15 protein-coding genes are annotated in these 15,730 nt (G+C 29.8%); 12 read left to right on the top strand and 3 right to left on the bottom strand.

Features of this window, described 5'->3' with window-relative positions; translation table 11 throughout:
• The first annotated feature begins 97 nt into the window (after positions 1–97).
• The 12 genes from HY951_04105 (at position 98) to HY951_04050 (ending at position 12,942) form a co-directional block, all read left to right on the top strand.
• Entirely contained in the window at positions 98–1,348 is a 1,251-nt protein-coding gene (locus HY951_04105) for an alginate export family protein (protein MBI5539216.1), read from the top strand.
• A 161-nt stretch (positions 1,349–1,509) separates the two neighbouring features.
• Complete coding sequence (locus HY951_04100) at positions 1,510–2,376, top strand: hypothetical protein (protein ID MBI5539215.1); 867 nt, start codon at positions 1,510–1,512, stop codon at positions 2,374–2,376.
• Positions 2,377–2,535: 159 nt separating this feature from the next.
• A complete protein-coding gene (locus tag HY951_04095) occupies positions 2,536–3,213 on the top strand; it encodes a hypothetical protein (protein ID MBI5539214.1) in 678 nt (225 codons plus the stop codon).
• A 361-nt stretch (positions 3,214–3,574) separates the two neighbouring features.
• Complete coding sequence (locus tag HY951_04090; GenBank protein MBI5539213.1) at positions 3,575–7,033, top strand: T9SS type A sorting domain-containing protein; 3,459 nt, start codon at positions 3,575–3,577, stop codon at positions 7,031–7,033.
• Positions 7,034–7,309: 276 nt separating this feature from the next.
• Positions 7,310–8,326: a T9SS type A sorting domain-containing protein gene (locus tag HY951_04085; protein ID MBI5539212.1), complete on the top strand. Its 1,017-nt coding sequence runs from the start codon at positions 7,310–7,312 to the stop codon at positions 8,324–8,326.
• 21 nt (positions 8,327–8,347) lie between these two features.
• Entirely contained in the window at positions 8,348–8,599 is a 252-nt protein-coding gene (locus tag HY951_04080; protein MBI5539211.1) for a DUF2007 domain-containing protein, read from the top strand.
• A 23-nt stretch (positions 8,600–8,622) separates the two neighbouring features.
• Positions 8,623–9,042, top strand: a complete 420-nt coding sequence (locus tag HY951_04075) for a DsrE family protein (GenBank protein ID MBI5539210.1) — start codon at positions 8,623–8,625, stop codon at positions 9,040–9,042.
• Between the two features lie 4 nt (positions 9,043–9,046).
• Positions 9,047–9,676, top strand: coding sequence for a class I SAM-dependent methyltransferase (locus HY951_04070; protein ID MBI5539209.1), 630 nt, complete (start codon positions 9,047–9,049; stop codon positions 9,674–9,676).
• Position 9,677: 1 nt separating this feature from the next.
• A complete protein-coding gene (locus HY951_04065; protein ID MBI5539208.1) occupies positions 9,678–10,124 on the top strand; it encodes a hypothetical protein in 447 nt (148 codons plus the stop codon).
• Positions 10,125–10,189: 65 nt separating this feature from the next.
• Positions 10,190–11,332 carry a DEAD/DEAH box helicase gene (locus HY951_04060; GenBank protein ID MBI5539207.1) on the top strand — a complete coding sequence of 381 codons (1,143 nt, stop codon included), beginning with the start codon at positions 10,190–10,192 and terminating at the stop codon, positions 11,330–11,332.
• Between the two features lie 184 nt (positions 11,333–11,516).
• Positions 11,517–12,572: a hypothetical protein gene (locus HY951_04055; protein ID MBI5539206.1), complete on the top strand. Its 1,056-nt coding sequence runs from the start codon at positions 11,517–11,519 to the stop codon at positions 12,570–12,572.
• A 28-nt stretch (positions 12,573–12,600) separates the two neighbouring features.
• On the top strand, positions 12,601–12,942 hold the full coding sequence (locus HY951_04050; GenBank protein ID MBI5539205.1) for a hypothetical protein: 342 nt from the start codon (positions 12,601–12,603) through the stop codon (positions 12,940–12,942).
• A gap of 3 nt (positions 12,943–12,945) precedes the next feature.
• On the opposite strand, the gene HY951_04045 is transcribed toward HY951_04050, so the two are convergent.
• From HY951_04045 to HY951_04035, 3 genes are all read right to left on the bottom strand, one after another.
• Complete coding sequence (locus HY951_04045) at positions 12,946–13,875, bottom strand: phosphatase (protein ID MBI5539204.1); 930 nt, start codon at positions 13,873–13,875, stop codon at positions 12,946–12,948.
• A 4-nt stretch (positions 13,876–13,879) separates the two neighbouring features.
• Entirely contained in the window at positions 13,880–15,256 is a 1,377-nt protein-coding gene (locus HY951_04040; GenBank protein MBI5539203.1) for an ABC transporter permease, read from the bottom strand.
• Positions 15,257–15,268: 12 nt separating this feature from the next.
• Positions 15,269–15,730: DUF4162 domain-containing protein (locus tag HY951_04035; protein ID MBI5539202.1), on the bottom strand; the 462-nt coding region annotated here is incomplete at its 5' end.

Here is a 15,730-nt window from a genome sequence, read left to right as displayed (position 1 = left end):
CTCAACATGACCCATTGTATTGGGCTAGTTTATAAATCACTTTAGTGATAATTACTAATGATAATGATTTGAAATTTATAACTTAATATATTTAATTATGAAAAAAATAGTTTATTTGACTTTAATTATTGCTATGATTAGCTTAAATGGTTTTTCGCAATTTTCATTAACCGGTGAATTCAGACCCCGTGGGGAATTCAGACATGGTTACAAACAATTATCAGACGATTCATTAAGAAAAGATCCTGCAGTTTTAATCAGTCAACGTACAAGATTAAACTTAAATTACAGTGCCGAAAAATATAAAGTTGGTTTATCATTGCAAGATGTTCGCTTGTGGGGTGATCAGATTCCAAAAGAAGACGTTGCATCAACAGCAGTTTATCAGGCATGGCTGGCATATAAACTCTGTGATAGCTTGTGGATAAAAATGGGTCGTCAGGAAATATTCTTTGACGATAAGGTTTTAATGAGTACAAACAATTGGAATCAGAATGCACAGGTTCATGATGCTTTAAAATTAACATATAGCAAAAACAAGACAAGCGTTGACTTTGTTTCTGCATATAACAATTCCTCTGATCAGCTTGTAGGGAATGATTATATTTTATATGACAAAAATTATAAGCTAATGAATATATTATGGCTATCAAAAAAATTCGGGAAAATAAATACTCACATAGCCGGTATTAATGATGGTTACCAAAAAGCCGGAACAAAAGCTACAATATATATGCGCTATACCTATGGCGGAGGCTTTGACATTCCTTTCAGTACATTTTTATTTCAGGGAAGAGGTTTTTATCAATCAGGAAAAAACAATGCAGGAAAAGAAATAGCTGCATATTATTTTAGTGCAAATTTAACTGATACAATAATTAAAAACTTTATTGCAACTGCGGGTATTTTTTATGCTTCGGGAACCGATGCAACTGATACTGCTAACAAAAAAATAAATGCATTCGATCCATTATACGGAACAAATCATAGCATTCATGGCAATATGGATTATTTCACTTCATTAACAAAGAATACAGCAAATGCAGGATTAAATGATATTTATTTAAAACTTGCATATAAATGTTGTAAAAACACTACTATAACGCTGGATTATCATTTTTTTATGCTTCAAAACAAATGTGTAAAAAATAATGTAACACTTAATAAAAACCTTGGTTCAGAAATCGACTTAGGTGCAAAATTTAATCTATCAAAAGAAGCCTCACTTGAGCTTGGCTATGCATATTTAATGGCTCAAACCTCATTAGAAACTTTATCAGGTGGAGATAAAAACAGTCTTAACCATTGGGCGTATATTATGTTTACTTTAAAGCCGAAGTTTTTGTAACAATAGTTTTTATTATTTTAAAAAGCTGTCTCAAAAGGACAGCTTTTTTTATTTTTATTTATTATATTTGACTTAAATAGTTATAAGTATTTATATGCAATTAGAAATAATTAAAATATAATATTAGCGATGTGTTACCAAAAATTTATAAAAAAAACAAAATGAAATTTTCACAAAGAATAGGAAAAGCTCCTATGAAAAAGGTTCTTCAGCTTGAAGAAATGGATATTGAATTAAAAAATGGCCTTTGGAACTCATATAAAATCAATTTCATTGACCAAATTGAAACAACGTCAAAATATGCAGGCGATTACGATTATGTTACTTACAGTAAATTGTTATGGCAAAATCACTTTAAGCTGACCATTGACACTATTCCAAATTCATTTCATAATACTGAATTCTTTATTAGAGAAAGATTTTTTAAGTTTAATTGGTACGAAGTATATGACTTTATTGAATTTATTGCAAATATTGACACTGATATTATCCCTTATAGTAATGATCTTTTTAAAGAATACTGCAATAATATATTTGAAAAAGAGAATTCTGGTTATAGATTTATTGGAAATAATATAGCTCCCATAACAAATCCAACTGAAATAAATGAGATAGAAGAAGTAATAAATAAATCAGGAGAATTTACTGCACTTTTTGGTGTGAATACACATTTGTTGAATTCTCTAGACAAAATTTCAAATAAGCAAAACCCTGACTACAGAAATTCAATAAAAGAATCTATTTCAGCAGTAGAATGTATTGCTAAAATTATATCTGAAAATAAAAATGATACATTAGCAGGAGCATTAGATAAAATTAAGGGTAAAACTAAAATTCATCCTGCCTTAGAAAAAGGATTTAAACAAATTTATGGTTACACAAGTGACAGTGATGGGATAAGGCATTCATTAACCGAAGAACCAAATTGCGACTTTGAGGATGCAAAATTCATGTTAGTTTCATGTAGTGCATTTATTAATTACTTAATTTCAAAAGCTAATAAAATTGGAATTAAGTTTGACAAATAAACAGGTGGTAACACACGCTTGGCAAAACCTGGGCGGGCGGTGGCAACTTGACAAAATTAACAAAATACAAACTTCGCCGCACCTTGACAAAATCTGCAGCTAATCGCCCAGATTTTCCAAGCGCAGCTCGTTATAGCCTATGTTTCAAAAAGTAACTATATGACAATAAATATCAAAACTGGACTTGTTGCTATTTCAATTTTAATAACTGGAATAAATATTTCATTAGCTCAAAATGACTCTATCACTAATATAGACAAAACTTTTCCATTATTAAAAATTAAGACAGAATTAGTAAATTGGACTGGACTTAACCCAAATATTTATTTTGACTATAAACTCAATAATAAAATTGGAATTAATGTAGGTGTTTTGTATCATTTTACAGGAATAATTTGGACAGCCCCAAATGTTATGTTAAAAGGGAACATATACGAATGGTCATATCTTCACGGACTTGGTTTAGATCTTGGAATTAAATTCTATTCAAAACCAACAAAATATTATTATTTTAGCTGTAAGGTAGATAAATTAAGTTTCCCACCTAGACAAATAAATGCTGGTGAAAGTATGAATGATTATAAAACAGGGTCTGTTAAATATTATGACATACATTTAAGATTGTTACGAGGCTACGAATTTTATTCTAAAAAAAGCTTTTTAACAGAAATATATTTTGGCATAGGACTTATTATAGCACATAGACAATATGATCTTCATTCATACGTAAGTTGGGGGAATATGAGTAGTAATGTAGGATTTAATAATTATGTTATTCCAACCATTCATTTTGCTTATAATTTTGGTTGGCAGTTAAAAAATAAACATAGGCTATAACATCACCTACAATAACAACTAGCAGACATGGGCAACTTGACAACTTTAACATTAGATATAATTCTTAGCGGTTTAACAATCACTGCAAGTAATTGCACGGTGTTGAATAACTTCAACCGTTAGTATCAAAGCGAAGAGAAGACAGGATATCAAAATAAACCATAATCTAAACATACACAAAATTGAATTAATATTATTATCATTGTTTAATTATTTAACACCTATTCCTATAATGCAACTTAATATTAATAAATTACGTAATATTAAAATGTATAAAAAATAATAGCTAAAAACTTAACGTATATTTTAACAATTTTATTTTAAATCAAAAGATATAACTGTTACACTAAAAATATTCTTTATGAAAAAAATAATACTACTAGCTTTATTCGCTATCTGTACTCTAAATCTGAAATCTCAATTCTCAATTATTTATGAAAACAGTTTCAGGAACTGGCAACCTAATCAAGGATGGGTAATAATTGATACCGATACAATACCTTCAACAGTTGGGTTAATTACCAAATCAGTTACTGCCGGAATACCTCCTTCTACAGAAATCATGGATTATATGTTAGGAGTGAAATCACTTATTGGTTCAAGTAATAAGGTTTTCTTTAGTCCGCCAATTTCACTACAGAACAAACCTTGGGCTCAGTTTTATTCATACAAATCTACAGGCATAATGTTTTCAGTATGGATTGTTACAAATCCAAATGACACTACATTATCTGGTCTAACAGACAGTGTCTCGGTGCTAAATGCCGATGGATTCAATAGTATAAATCTTTTGCCTTATTCAAATACTACAATTCGATTAGCATTTAAAATGAATGGTATTAACCCCACAGCATATATTGACGACATCAGAATTTTCGAGAAGCAGAACCAGGCTTTTATTCCTGATAATTGTTTCAGAACGTATTTACAATCTTTAATTCCTTCAGGATTTATAGGTGACAGTCTTGATTACACATCTAATGCCGTTATCTCATTGAGAAGAATAATCAGACCAAATAGTTGTATAGAATCATTGGAGGGGTTGCAATATTTTGTATTTCTGAAAAAAATAGACGTTTCAAATAATCTTGTAAGTTATTTCCCGTCAAATCGTCTTCCTTATCTGGATAGTTTAATTGTTAATAATAATTTTATTTCTATTATCCCTAACATTCCTATTGCTAAATATATTAATTACGATAATAACCTTGCCCGAAATATTCCAGATTATCTTAATCAGCAATGCTCATTTCTACATGCAAACAACAATCTTATATATGATTGTTTGAGATGTACGAATCGCTTTGTTATTGCAAGATTATTGAATAATGTAAGCGTTTATCAAGCAGGTTGTATGTATTATGATCTACAATACACTTTTGACAATACTTTACCAATTCCTAATTGTTCCCAGTCTATTGGTTTTATAAACGGAACCGTTTATTTTGATCAAAATCTGAATGGAGTTCTTGATGTAACCGATATCAGAATGCAAAATCAACATTTAAGTTTTTTCCAGAGTTCAGATATTATTACAAATAACAATGGATATTATGGATTATCTGTTGACAGTGGAATAGTAAATATAGATGTTGTTCAACTACCAAATTATTTGCAATGTACCAATCCTTATAATGCTACTATTGGTCCTGATGAGAACATTCATCATAACTTTAGAATTATTGCAACCAGCCAGTATGATGACATTGAAGTTACATTATCTAATAACGGAACTGTTGCTGCAAATGAACCATTGACACTTATGATTACTCTTATAAATAATGGTACTACTTCAAATACTGCAAATACTAAACTTCCGATACCATCTGGTGTAAATGTAATTTCATCAACATTTGGAAATGTTATAGGAGATACACTTTATTGGACTACTTCATTGCAACCGTTTCAGTCAAAATTTAATTCTGTTGTTTTATCTGTTACAGGTTTAGCTCAAAACGAAAACCACACTTTTAATGTAACAGCAGAAACTATCTCTGATATGAACTTAATCAACAATATCGCTTCTACTAGTGTATATGTTTCCGATTCAGTTACGGTAAATACAAATTTTGGATTTCCATTCGATCCAAATAATAAATTAGTCTCTACACCTATTGTTAATCCAAATTTTAACGACTTTCTATATTATAACATTAATTTTGAAAATATAGGAACTGCAAACGCAACACATGTAATTGTCAGGGATAAATTATCATTTAAGCTTAATCCCAATACTTTTCAATTTTTAGGAAGCACACATCCTTGTTCAGTATCATATGCGACAGATAGTATAATTCAGTTTACTTTTTATCCAATTGTATTAACACCTACTAATTTAAACCCAGATAGCTCACATGGAAGTTTATGGTTCAGAATAAAACCTACATCGCCAATGCAGAATGGTGATACTATATTTAACAACGCTAAAATTATTTTCGATACTCAGGCTCCAATCACAACTAACTTATCAAAAGTTTGGGTTGACAGTACAAGAATTGCTGACTTTAGCGCTCTTAATTCAACTCACATTTGTGCTAGTGATACTATTAAATTTTCAGATATTTCAAGTGGTAATCCTATAAGCTGGGAGTGGACTTTTTATGGTGCTTCACAAAATTCATCTTCACAGAAATATCCAAAAATTACATATGATACTCCTGGTAATTACGATGTTATGCTTATTACACATTGGGTTGATCATTCTGACACAATTTTGAAACATAATTTTATTACTGTCAACTCCAGTTACAACTTTATTACAACCCAAGAAATCTGCTCAAGTGAAACATATATTTGGCATGGGACAGAATATTCAACTTCTGGAACTTATACCGAAAACAATACTAACCTCAATGGTTGCGACAGTATTTACACTTTGAATTTAACCGTCAATACGATTTATTCTATAATTGAAAACCACGGTATTTGTGAAGGAGAAACTTACAATTGGCATGGTCAGAGTTTAGCAACTACTAATACATACACCGCCAATTATTCGAGTATAAGTGGTTGCGACAGTATTTACACTTTGAATTTAACTGTCAATCCGGTCTATTCTTTTTCTGAAAACCACGGTATTTGTGATGGAGAAACTTATAATTGGCATGGTCAGAGTTTAACAACTACTAATACATACACCGCCAATTATTCGAGTATAAGTGGTTGCGACAGCATTTACACTTTGAATTTAACTGTTAATCCGGTTTATTCCTTTACTGAAAACCACAGTATTTGTGATGGAGAAACCTACAACTGGCATGGAAGCAGTTATTCATTTTCTGGAGTTTATAATGACAGTTTATTTACGATTAATGGTTGCGATAGCGTATATGCACTTAACTTATATGTAAATTCAATTGATACTTCACTTACCGTGTTGAACCCAACAGCAACCTCAAATGTAATTGGAGCTAATTATCAATGGTTAAATTGTGATAATAATTTAGCACCAATTAGTGGTGAAATAAATCAAAATTTTACTGCAACAGAAAATGGGAATTACGCAGTAGTAATAACTCAGGGCATCTGCTCTGATACATCTTCTTGTGTAAATATAACAACTGTAGGAATTAATTCACAAAAAACAGATAAACTTTCAATTTATCCAAACCCGGTTAATAATGAATTAATTATTGAATTTAAAGGAAATATTGAAAAAATAAATTTTGAAATAAAAAATTCGATTGGGCAAGTTATTTATAATGGAACCTTGATTGAAAAAACTATAGTAAAAACAACTGCTTTTGCGACAGGTTTTTATTTTTTAAAACTTGAAAATGGTAACACTTTTGAATTTAAGAAAATTGTAAAAAATAATTAAATTAGTAATTCTACGACAATAACATTATACACAAGTACTAACACACTGTTAAAATTTAGCAGGCTGTTAGCGACAAGTATAAGAAATCACAGACATGAGTGTAAAAATATTTAATTAACGTGAATTCTATATAAGAAAACGATGCTCTTTTGCCGCAGTGAACTAGTAAAACTATATATTCTATTATTTATATTTAACTCGTGTTAAATAATCTACAAAATATAATTAATTTGAAAACAAATACTTAATTTTGTAATATCATAAACTTATATTAAAATGAGACTAATATTATTATCTGCATTATTAATAGTTTCTTGCAAATTATTATCACAAAACAAAGGTTTAAGCTTTAATCAAACATATAATAATTATATAACTACGCCCAATAATTCTGCAATTAATGTTACAAATAATTTTACTATAGAGTTTTGGCTTCAACCCAGCAAAACAGAAACATGGGCTGTACTATTACAAGAAGGGAAATGTACAACTGCATTATCTTCATACAATGTTGCAATTAATACAGATAGTACAATTAGCTTTACTTTTAATTGTACTGGAAATTGTAATGATGTTAACTCATACAAATGTACGACTAAAATTTATGCGACAGTATGCGTGCACGTTGCTATTAGCTATTCAAGTACAGGTGTTAAAATGTATTATAATGGCATTCTTCAACCGGGACAATATACAACCGGAGGTTACTGTGGAAATCTTTATAGTAGTGCAGATCCATTGTTAATTGGAGTTTACAGATTCCTTAACGGAACACTAGGTTCATATTACGACGGATTACTGGATGAACTCAGAATATGGGGAAAAGTTCTTACTCCTTCAGAAATATTGGCAAGCTACCAGGACACATTATTAGGTAACGAAACTAATTTACGGCTTTATTATAAATTTAACACCCCCATTTACGGAACAGGCATTACAGTAAATAATTATGCAACAGCAACAGGTTCGGCACTAAACGGATTAACATACAGCACAAATACAACAACTCCATATAACAGCAATTCTTGCTTTATAAATACAGAAATTGAAGAACACACCACAAATATAAATGAATTCAGAGTTTATCCAAACCCTGCAACAAATAACATAATAATTACAGGCAAAAACATTAAACAAATAGAGATTTATAATCTGCTTGGTGAAAAAATGTACAGTATACAGTCACCACAGATTACAAATGATATTGATATTACCAGCATACAAAAAGGTATTTATTTTATTAAAATATTTGATAAAGAAAATGTTTACATTGAAAAAATAGTAAAACAATAACAAATAATAGAATAAAATAATATGAATAATAAAAAAGAAGGACCGATAGAAGTTTTTGCCGGAACAATTATGGAAGCCGAAATGGTTAAAAGTCTTTTAGAAAATGCCGAAATTGAAACTTTTTTACTAAATGAGAATACGGGAACTATTGCACCATGGTACACTGCAGCCGGAGGAAGTGGAGCTGTAAAAGTTGTGGTATCAGTTATTGATTATGAAAACGCAAAAATTATTGTGGACGATTACGAAAAAAACATAAATAGAAATATTTAATTTTGACAAAATATTTTTTTAATATGAAAAAGACAATCTTTATTATTTCGGTACTAATAATAACTTTCACAAGCAATATTAATGCTCAATGTGATGGAAATAAAACCAATACTACAAAGCCAACAAGTATTGGAATAGTAATATACTCAAACGATGTTGAAACTATATGGAATGCTATACGGTTTGCAAATTTCTCGAAAAACCAGGGTGATACAGTAGGTATTTTTCTTCTTGGCAAAGGTGTTGAATTGGATAATCTTGTAAAAACAGAAAATGACTTAAAAGAACAAACCAATTTGTTTTTAGAAAGTGGTGGAACAATACTTGGTTGTGGAACCTGCTTACAAAGCAGAAAATATAATGAGCCACAGGTTTGCAAATTTTCCTCAATGAAAGACCTTTATGAACTTGTTCGTAAAAACAAAATTGTAATTACTTTTTAATATCATGGAAGAGTTTGATCGCAAAAAACATTGGGAAAAGATATATAACACTAAACAAATTAGTGAAGTTAGCTGGTACCAACCAAATCCCGAAACATCATTAGATTTTGTAAAACAGTTTGAATTACCTTTGACAGCAAAAATAATTGATATTGGCGGAGGTGATAGTTTCTTTGTTGACCATTTACTCGAACTCGGGTATAAGGATATAACAGTACTTGACATTTCGGAATCAGCACTTAATAAAGCAAAACAAAGACTTGGCAACCGTGAGAAAGAAGTAAAATGGATACTTGCAGATGCTGCAACATTTGATCCTACTGAACAATATGATTTCTGGCACGATCGTGCTGCATTTCACTTCTTAACTCAGGAACACGAAATAACAAATTACCTTAATACAGTTCAAAAAAGCATTAAGCCATCTGGAATATTAATAATAGGAACATTTTCAGAACAAGGTCCTGAAAAATGTAGTGGTATTGAAATAAAACAATATTCAGAAGTTACTATGACAAGGATACTTGAAAATTATTTTGATAAAATAAAATGCATTAAAGTTGATCACAAAACACCATTTGACACAATACAAAATTTTATTTTTTGCAGTTTCAGGAAAAACAATAATTTATAAGATGAAAAAATATATTTTACTTATTAGCATACTGAATTTTTCTTTAATTACATTTTCACAGGTAAATAAAGATAGTTTAAAACAAATTTTATCTTCAAAATCCTTCACACTCGAAGAAGAATATATAGGTGACTGGGGTGGCTACACACATTTATTTAATTTTTCTGTAGAAGGCAATTACGTAACAATATTTTGTAAGAATCCCGAACTTTTAAAAAACGGAAAAAATTTAAATGTAAAATTACCCATAAGCGAAATTAACAATTTGGAAAATATTTTCATTAATTGCTCAGAAAAAATTAAAACAACTAATAATAAAAGTACTGAGCGCATATTTTATAAATTTAAAAACAGTAATATTACCTTAATTATTGACGACAGATTTACAATGGAGTGTAACGAGGATTTTAAAGCATGGAAAGAAATGCTACTTATAAAAAATGAATAACTATTACATTTAACTTATCTTTACAAAAAAAACGTTTTACATACAAATAATAACAATATACATACATGCCTTTTTCATCATTAGGTTTATCTCCGGAATTAATAAAAGCAGTTTCAGACCAGAGCTATACTGAGCCATATCCAATTCAGAAAGAAGCTATACCTGCGATATTAAATAAAAAGGATATATTAGGAATAGCACAAACTGGCTCAGGAAAAACTGCAAGTTATGTTTTACCTATTTTACAGAACTTACAAGGAAATACAGCAAACAGAAACAGACATGTAAATGTTCTGGTATTAGTACCCACACGTGAACTTGCCGTTCAGGTAAGAGAGGTATTTCAGTTATTTAACTCAGCCCTGCCCGAAAAAATAAAATCACTTGCTGTATTTGGTGGCGTTGCCATTAACCCGCAAATGATAGCATTACAAAATGTAAAAGTTTTAGTTGCTACACCAGGAAGGTTACTCGAATTAGTGGAGTCAAAAGCAGTACACTTATCGAATATCGATACACTTGTTTTAGATGAAGCAGATAAAATGCTTAATCTTGGGTTTAAAATAGAGATAAGCCGCATATTTGAGTTATTACCAAAGAAACGCCAGAACCTTTTATTTTCAGCAACTCTTAGCGATGATGTATCAAATATTACACAATTACTTTTAAATGACCCGCTTGTTATTAAAATTGAGCCTGAAGTAGTAAATATTGACCTTGTAAAGCAATCGGCATATACAGTTTTAGATGAAAAGAAAGGACCATTGCTACGTTATTTAATTAAGAAAAACGATCTTAAACAAGTATTAGTTTTTACATCATCTGTTTTTAAAGCTGAAACTGTAACCGATAAATTAAAGAAACATGGCATCGATGCTACTGCAATGCACAGTAAAAAAAGTCAGAAAGCAAGAACAGATGCATTGGCTAATTTCAAATCAGGCAAAATCAGAGTTTTGGTTGCAACAGATTTAATTTCGCGTGGTATTGATATTAAATTTTTACCTTACGTTATTAATTACGAACTCCCCCGCTCGCCTAAAGATTATATTCACCGTATTGGAAGAACAGGTCGTGCAGAATCCCCTGGCGAGGCTATTTCATTTATTTCTCCTGAAGAGCAACACCATTTTAAAGTAATTCAAAAGAAAATGGGAAAAAGAGTAAGTCAGATTAATAGTGAAGATATTGATTTAAAGGGCTATTAGTAGGGTTATTAAGTTCAGAGTTGTTGGGTTACTGGGTTATTAGGTTCAGAGTTATCAAGTTAGCGGGTTATTATATATTTATAAAAAAAACTTCAAATAAAATACATTAACTTTGATGAACACTTAAAGCAATCGGAATAATTTTTGATAAAAGCACATCCGATTTTTATAAAAAAATAAATATATGAAAACAATTATTACATTTATTACATGCTTAAGCATCCCGATGATTGTATTTTCGCAACAGTTAAAATTCGAGAAAAAATTACAGAATAGTTTTAATTCAAATGTAAATACAGTATTACATATTAATAACAGTTATGGAAATATTACTTTTCATAATTGGGAGAAAAAAGAAATTTCTGTGGACATTACAATAACATTATTTACAGAAAACGAAGCAGAGGCACAAAAATATATAGAAAATGCTGATGTTGTTTTAATGCAGGATTCGGATAAAATACAATATACAACAACAATAAAGTATGAAAATCTTGATAAATCTTTCAAAAAAAGCAAATCGAAATTTCAAGTGGACTATGTTATAAATCATCCTGTTTATCTACAAATTAATATTGAAAACTCATATGGAAATATTAACATTGACGAGATAAGCGGAAATTCTAACATTAACCTGAATTATGGGAAATTTACTGCTAAAAATTTAGCTTTTTATGATGCAAAACCAGTAAGTAACATAAATATCAATTATTCAAAAGCAGAAATTGAGAAATGTACATGGAGTAAAATTGAAGCAGACTATTCAACTTTAATAATAAAAAAGAATACTGCTTCAGAAATAAAGAGCGCATACTCACATGTATGGATAAATAATTCCTACGGTATTTATGCTACATCTTTTTATGATGATTATAAAATAAAAAACTGTAAAAAAATAACTTTAGATGCAAATTATACATCTACAATTATAGACACAATTGAAATTGATGCAAAATTTAACTTAAACTACGGTAGTTTTAATATTAAAAGAGTAAGCCCTGAATTTGAATCCATAACAATTAACAGCAATTACACTAATGTAAAAACTTTAATCCCGGATAATGCTTGCTATACGATTGATGCAAACCTTAATTATGGTAAAATTGATTATTCTCCCAAGGCAAATGTCGATAAAAGGATGAAAAACTCTCAGACTTCTGTTACAGGAGCTATTGGATGCAGTCAGCCACAATCTAAAGTTAGCATTAAAGGTAACTATTGTGATATAAGTTTATATTAAATGTATTAGATTTGTAAAAAATAAATAATTGAAAATACATACTCAAAATATAAACATCAAGTTAGAAGACATTAAAAACGTACTTAATGCAAAATTTCCTGATTACAAAGTAAATCATTTTGGCAGCATAGATTTAACTATATTAAAAACAAGTAATATTGGTGCAAATATTTTTCTTAAAAGCAATAAAATTGAGGTCGATGGATATTTTCCAACGAAAGGAAAAAGAATAGCATTTGTATTAAGTGTAGTTCTTTTGGGATTTGTTATACCTATTATATTTTACTTAATTTTCTTTCAAAGAAAATTCTCAAAATTCGAAAAAGAAGTTGCTGTTATAATTCAAAAAGAATTTGGAATAACAAAGTAATTTTTAATGTTCAGTTTCTGAATAGCTAAAAATTATTCCTTCTTTAATTGCATATGAAGATTGTACAATATCAGTAACATTTGTTAAAGATAAAATATACTTAATAAATAAAGCCGATAAAGGAATCATTTCAACCCTCATTAAATCCATACCCGGCATATTTATTCTCTCTTCGGTTGTAGAATGAATTATTTTTTCACACAAAGTTAACACATCGGGTTTCCGAAATTTATAGAATGTATTTTCCTGACTTAAAGATTTATTATATGTTTCTATACTACAAATATTAGCAATTGTATCAAAAGACCCTGACGAACCTATTAAAGTTTTAACAGGATAAATCTTTATCGCATCAGCAAGTGGTTTTAATTCCTTTTCGATAAAACTAATAACACTTTCTATTTCATTTTCTTTAATTGGGTTAGATGGACTAAACATTTCCAATAATCTGGCAATTCCCAATGGAAAACTTTGTTTCCATGAAATTCTACTGTTATTACCAATTACAAATTCGTTGCTACCCCCACCAATATCGAGCATTAAAACGTTTTCAGAATCTAAAGGTACGGCTCTTCTTATTCCTGAATAAATAAGCTCAGCCTCTTCATCGCCTCCAATAACTCTTACATCAAGATTAAATTCTGTTTTAATTCTTTTTGTAAAAATCAATCCATTCTCTGTACTTCTAATAGCAGATGTAGCAACTGCTAAAATTTTATCTATACCAAGTGGTGCAATAGCAGAAGTATAATCTTTTATTGCCAATATTCCACGTTCGATTGCCTCATCAGAAATTCTGCTTTTAGTTATTCCACCATGACCAAGTTTTACTGCTCTTTTATCGCGGTATACTTCAGAATAATTATTTGCATCTGCATCCGCAACTAAAAGATTAAAAGTATTTGTTCCAAGGTCAATGGCTGCAATCCTCATAAATTTAGTAATTTTTATATTTTAACCATTTATATAATTCTTTATAATTTACTTTTTTACCATACATTAGAATTCCTGTACGGTAAATCTTTCCAGCCAGCCAGGTCATAAAAATAAATGATCCTATTAAAATACCAACTGACAATGCAACTTGTTCAACAGGCACACCATAAGGTATTCGCATCATCATAACAACAGGCGAAGTAAATGGAATCATAGAAAACCAGAACGCTAATGGACCCTCAGGATTACTCGTAACATTTCCTACCAATGCTACTGATAAAATCAGTGGTATTGTGACAGGCATCATAAATTGCTGAGTATCCGCTTCACTATCTACAGCAGAGCCAATAGCAGCAAACATTGCACTATATAACAAATATCCGGCAAGGAAAAAGAAAAGGAAAGAACCAATTATTGCAACAAAATCAATCTTTTTAATTTCTGAGTAAATATTATCCATTTCATTAAAAGCAGCTTCATTCTGAGTACTTTCATCAGCAATATTCATATTCTGCGAATTTGCCATAATACTCTGGGATTTTATGTTCTTATAGGTATGTGTATCGTTAAAAAAGATTTTCTGTGCACCTATAACAATAGTTGCAGTTAAAATAATCCATAACAAAAATTGCGTTAATCCAACAAATGCAATTCCCACTATTTTTCCCATCATCAATTGGAAAGGCTTTACTGATGAAATAATAACTTCAATTATTCTACTTGTTTTCTCTTCAATAACGCCACGCATTACCTGTGCACCATACATAAATATAAAAAAGTAAATTAACATTCCGCCAACAATACCTAAATACATTTTTAAATCGGCAAACTCTTCTTTTCCTTTACCATCATCGCTTAGCTTAATTATACCAACGTGCACATTAGTTTCAATTGATTTTAACACTTTAGGATCAATATTGCATAGTTTTAATTTCCAGCTTTCAATTTTTCGCTTTAAAGAATTGGTTATATGCATCCTGACAGCTATACTAGGTTGTTTATTCGACGATAAAGAAACCAGTGGAGATGACAATATACTTGGTGGAATAAATAGCAAAGCAGAATAACCATTATCCTTGAAGTTTTTTTCAATATCACTTACCTTAACATTTGTTAAATATTTAAATTTTATAAACTCTGTTTCGGGTAATGAATCAATATTGACTTTAGAACTATCCAGTAATGTATTTACAAATAGTTGAGAACTATCAATAACAGCAATTGTTTTTACTTCATTATCCTCCATCTGAGTTAACCAAGCCGGTCCGATAAACATTGCTGCCATTAATATTGGACCAAGTACAGTCATAATTAAAAATGAACGTTTCTTTACTCTTGTAAGATATTCTCTTTTAATAATTATCCATATTTTATTCATAATAATTATTTTTTAATTTGTTAATATTTTTTCGTTTGTCATCTCACCTACAGCATTAATAAAAATATCATTCATTGTTGGTAATACTTCGTTAAACGAAATCATATTTCCTAAAGGCAAAAGTCCTGAAATAAGCATATTTGTACTTACTGACGAATCTAAAAGCTTAAATTTAAGATGATGCAATCCATCTTTTTCTACATGAGATAAAATCTCGTATTGGTGCCTGAGAGAAGCTTCAATTAAATTAATAAAACCAGAATAAGTTACTGCGTACATATTGTTTTTAAACCGCTGACGAATTTCATTAACAGCACCACTTAATACAACTTTAGATTTATTTATAAGAGCAATATCATCGCAAAGTTCTTCAACAGAAGCCATATTATGAGTAGAAAATAAAATGGTAGAGCCTTGCTTTTTCAGATTTAGTATTTCGTTTTTAATAATGTTTGCATTGATAGGATCAAAACC

This window comes from Bacteroidia bacterium (assembly GCA_016218155.1).
Lineage (GTDB): Bacteria > Bacteroidota > Bacteroidia > Bacteroidales > GWA2-32-17 > GWA2-32-17.
This window is presented reverse-complemented; position numbering and strand designations above follow the sequence as displayed.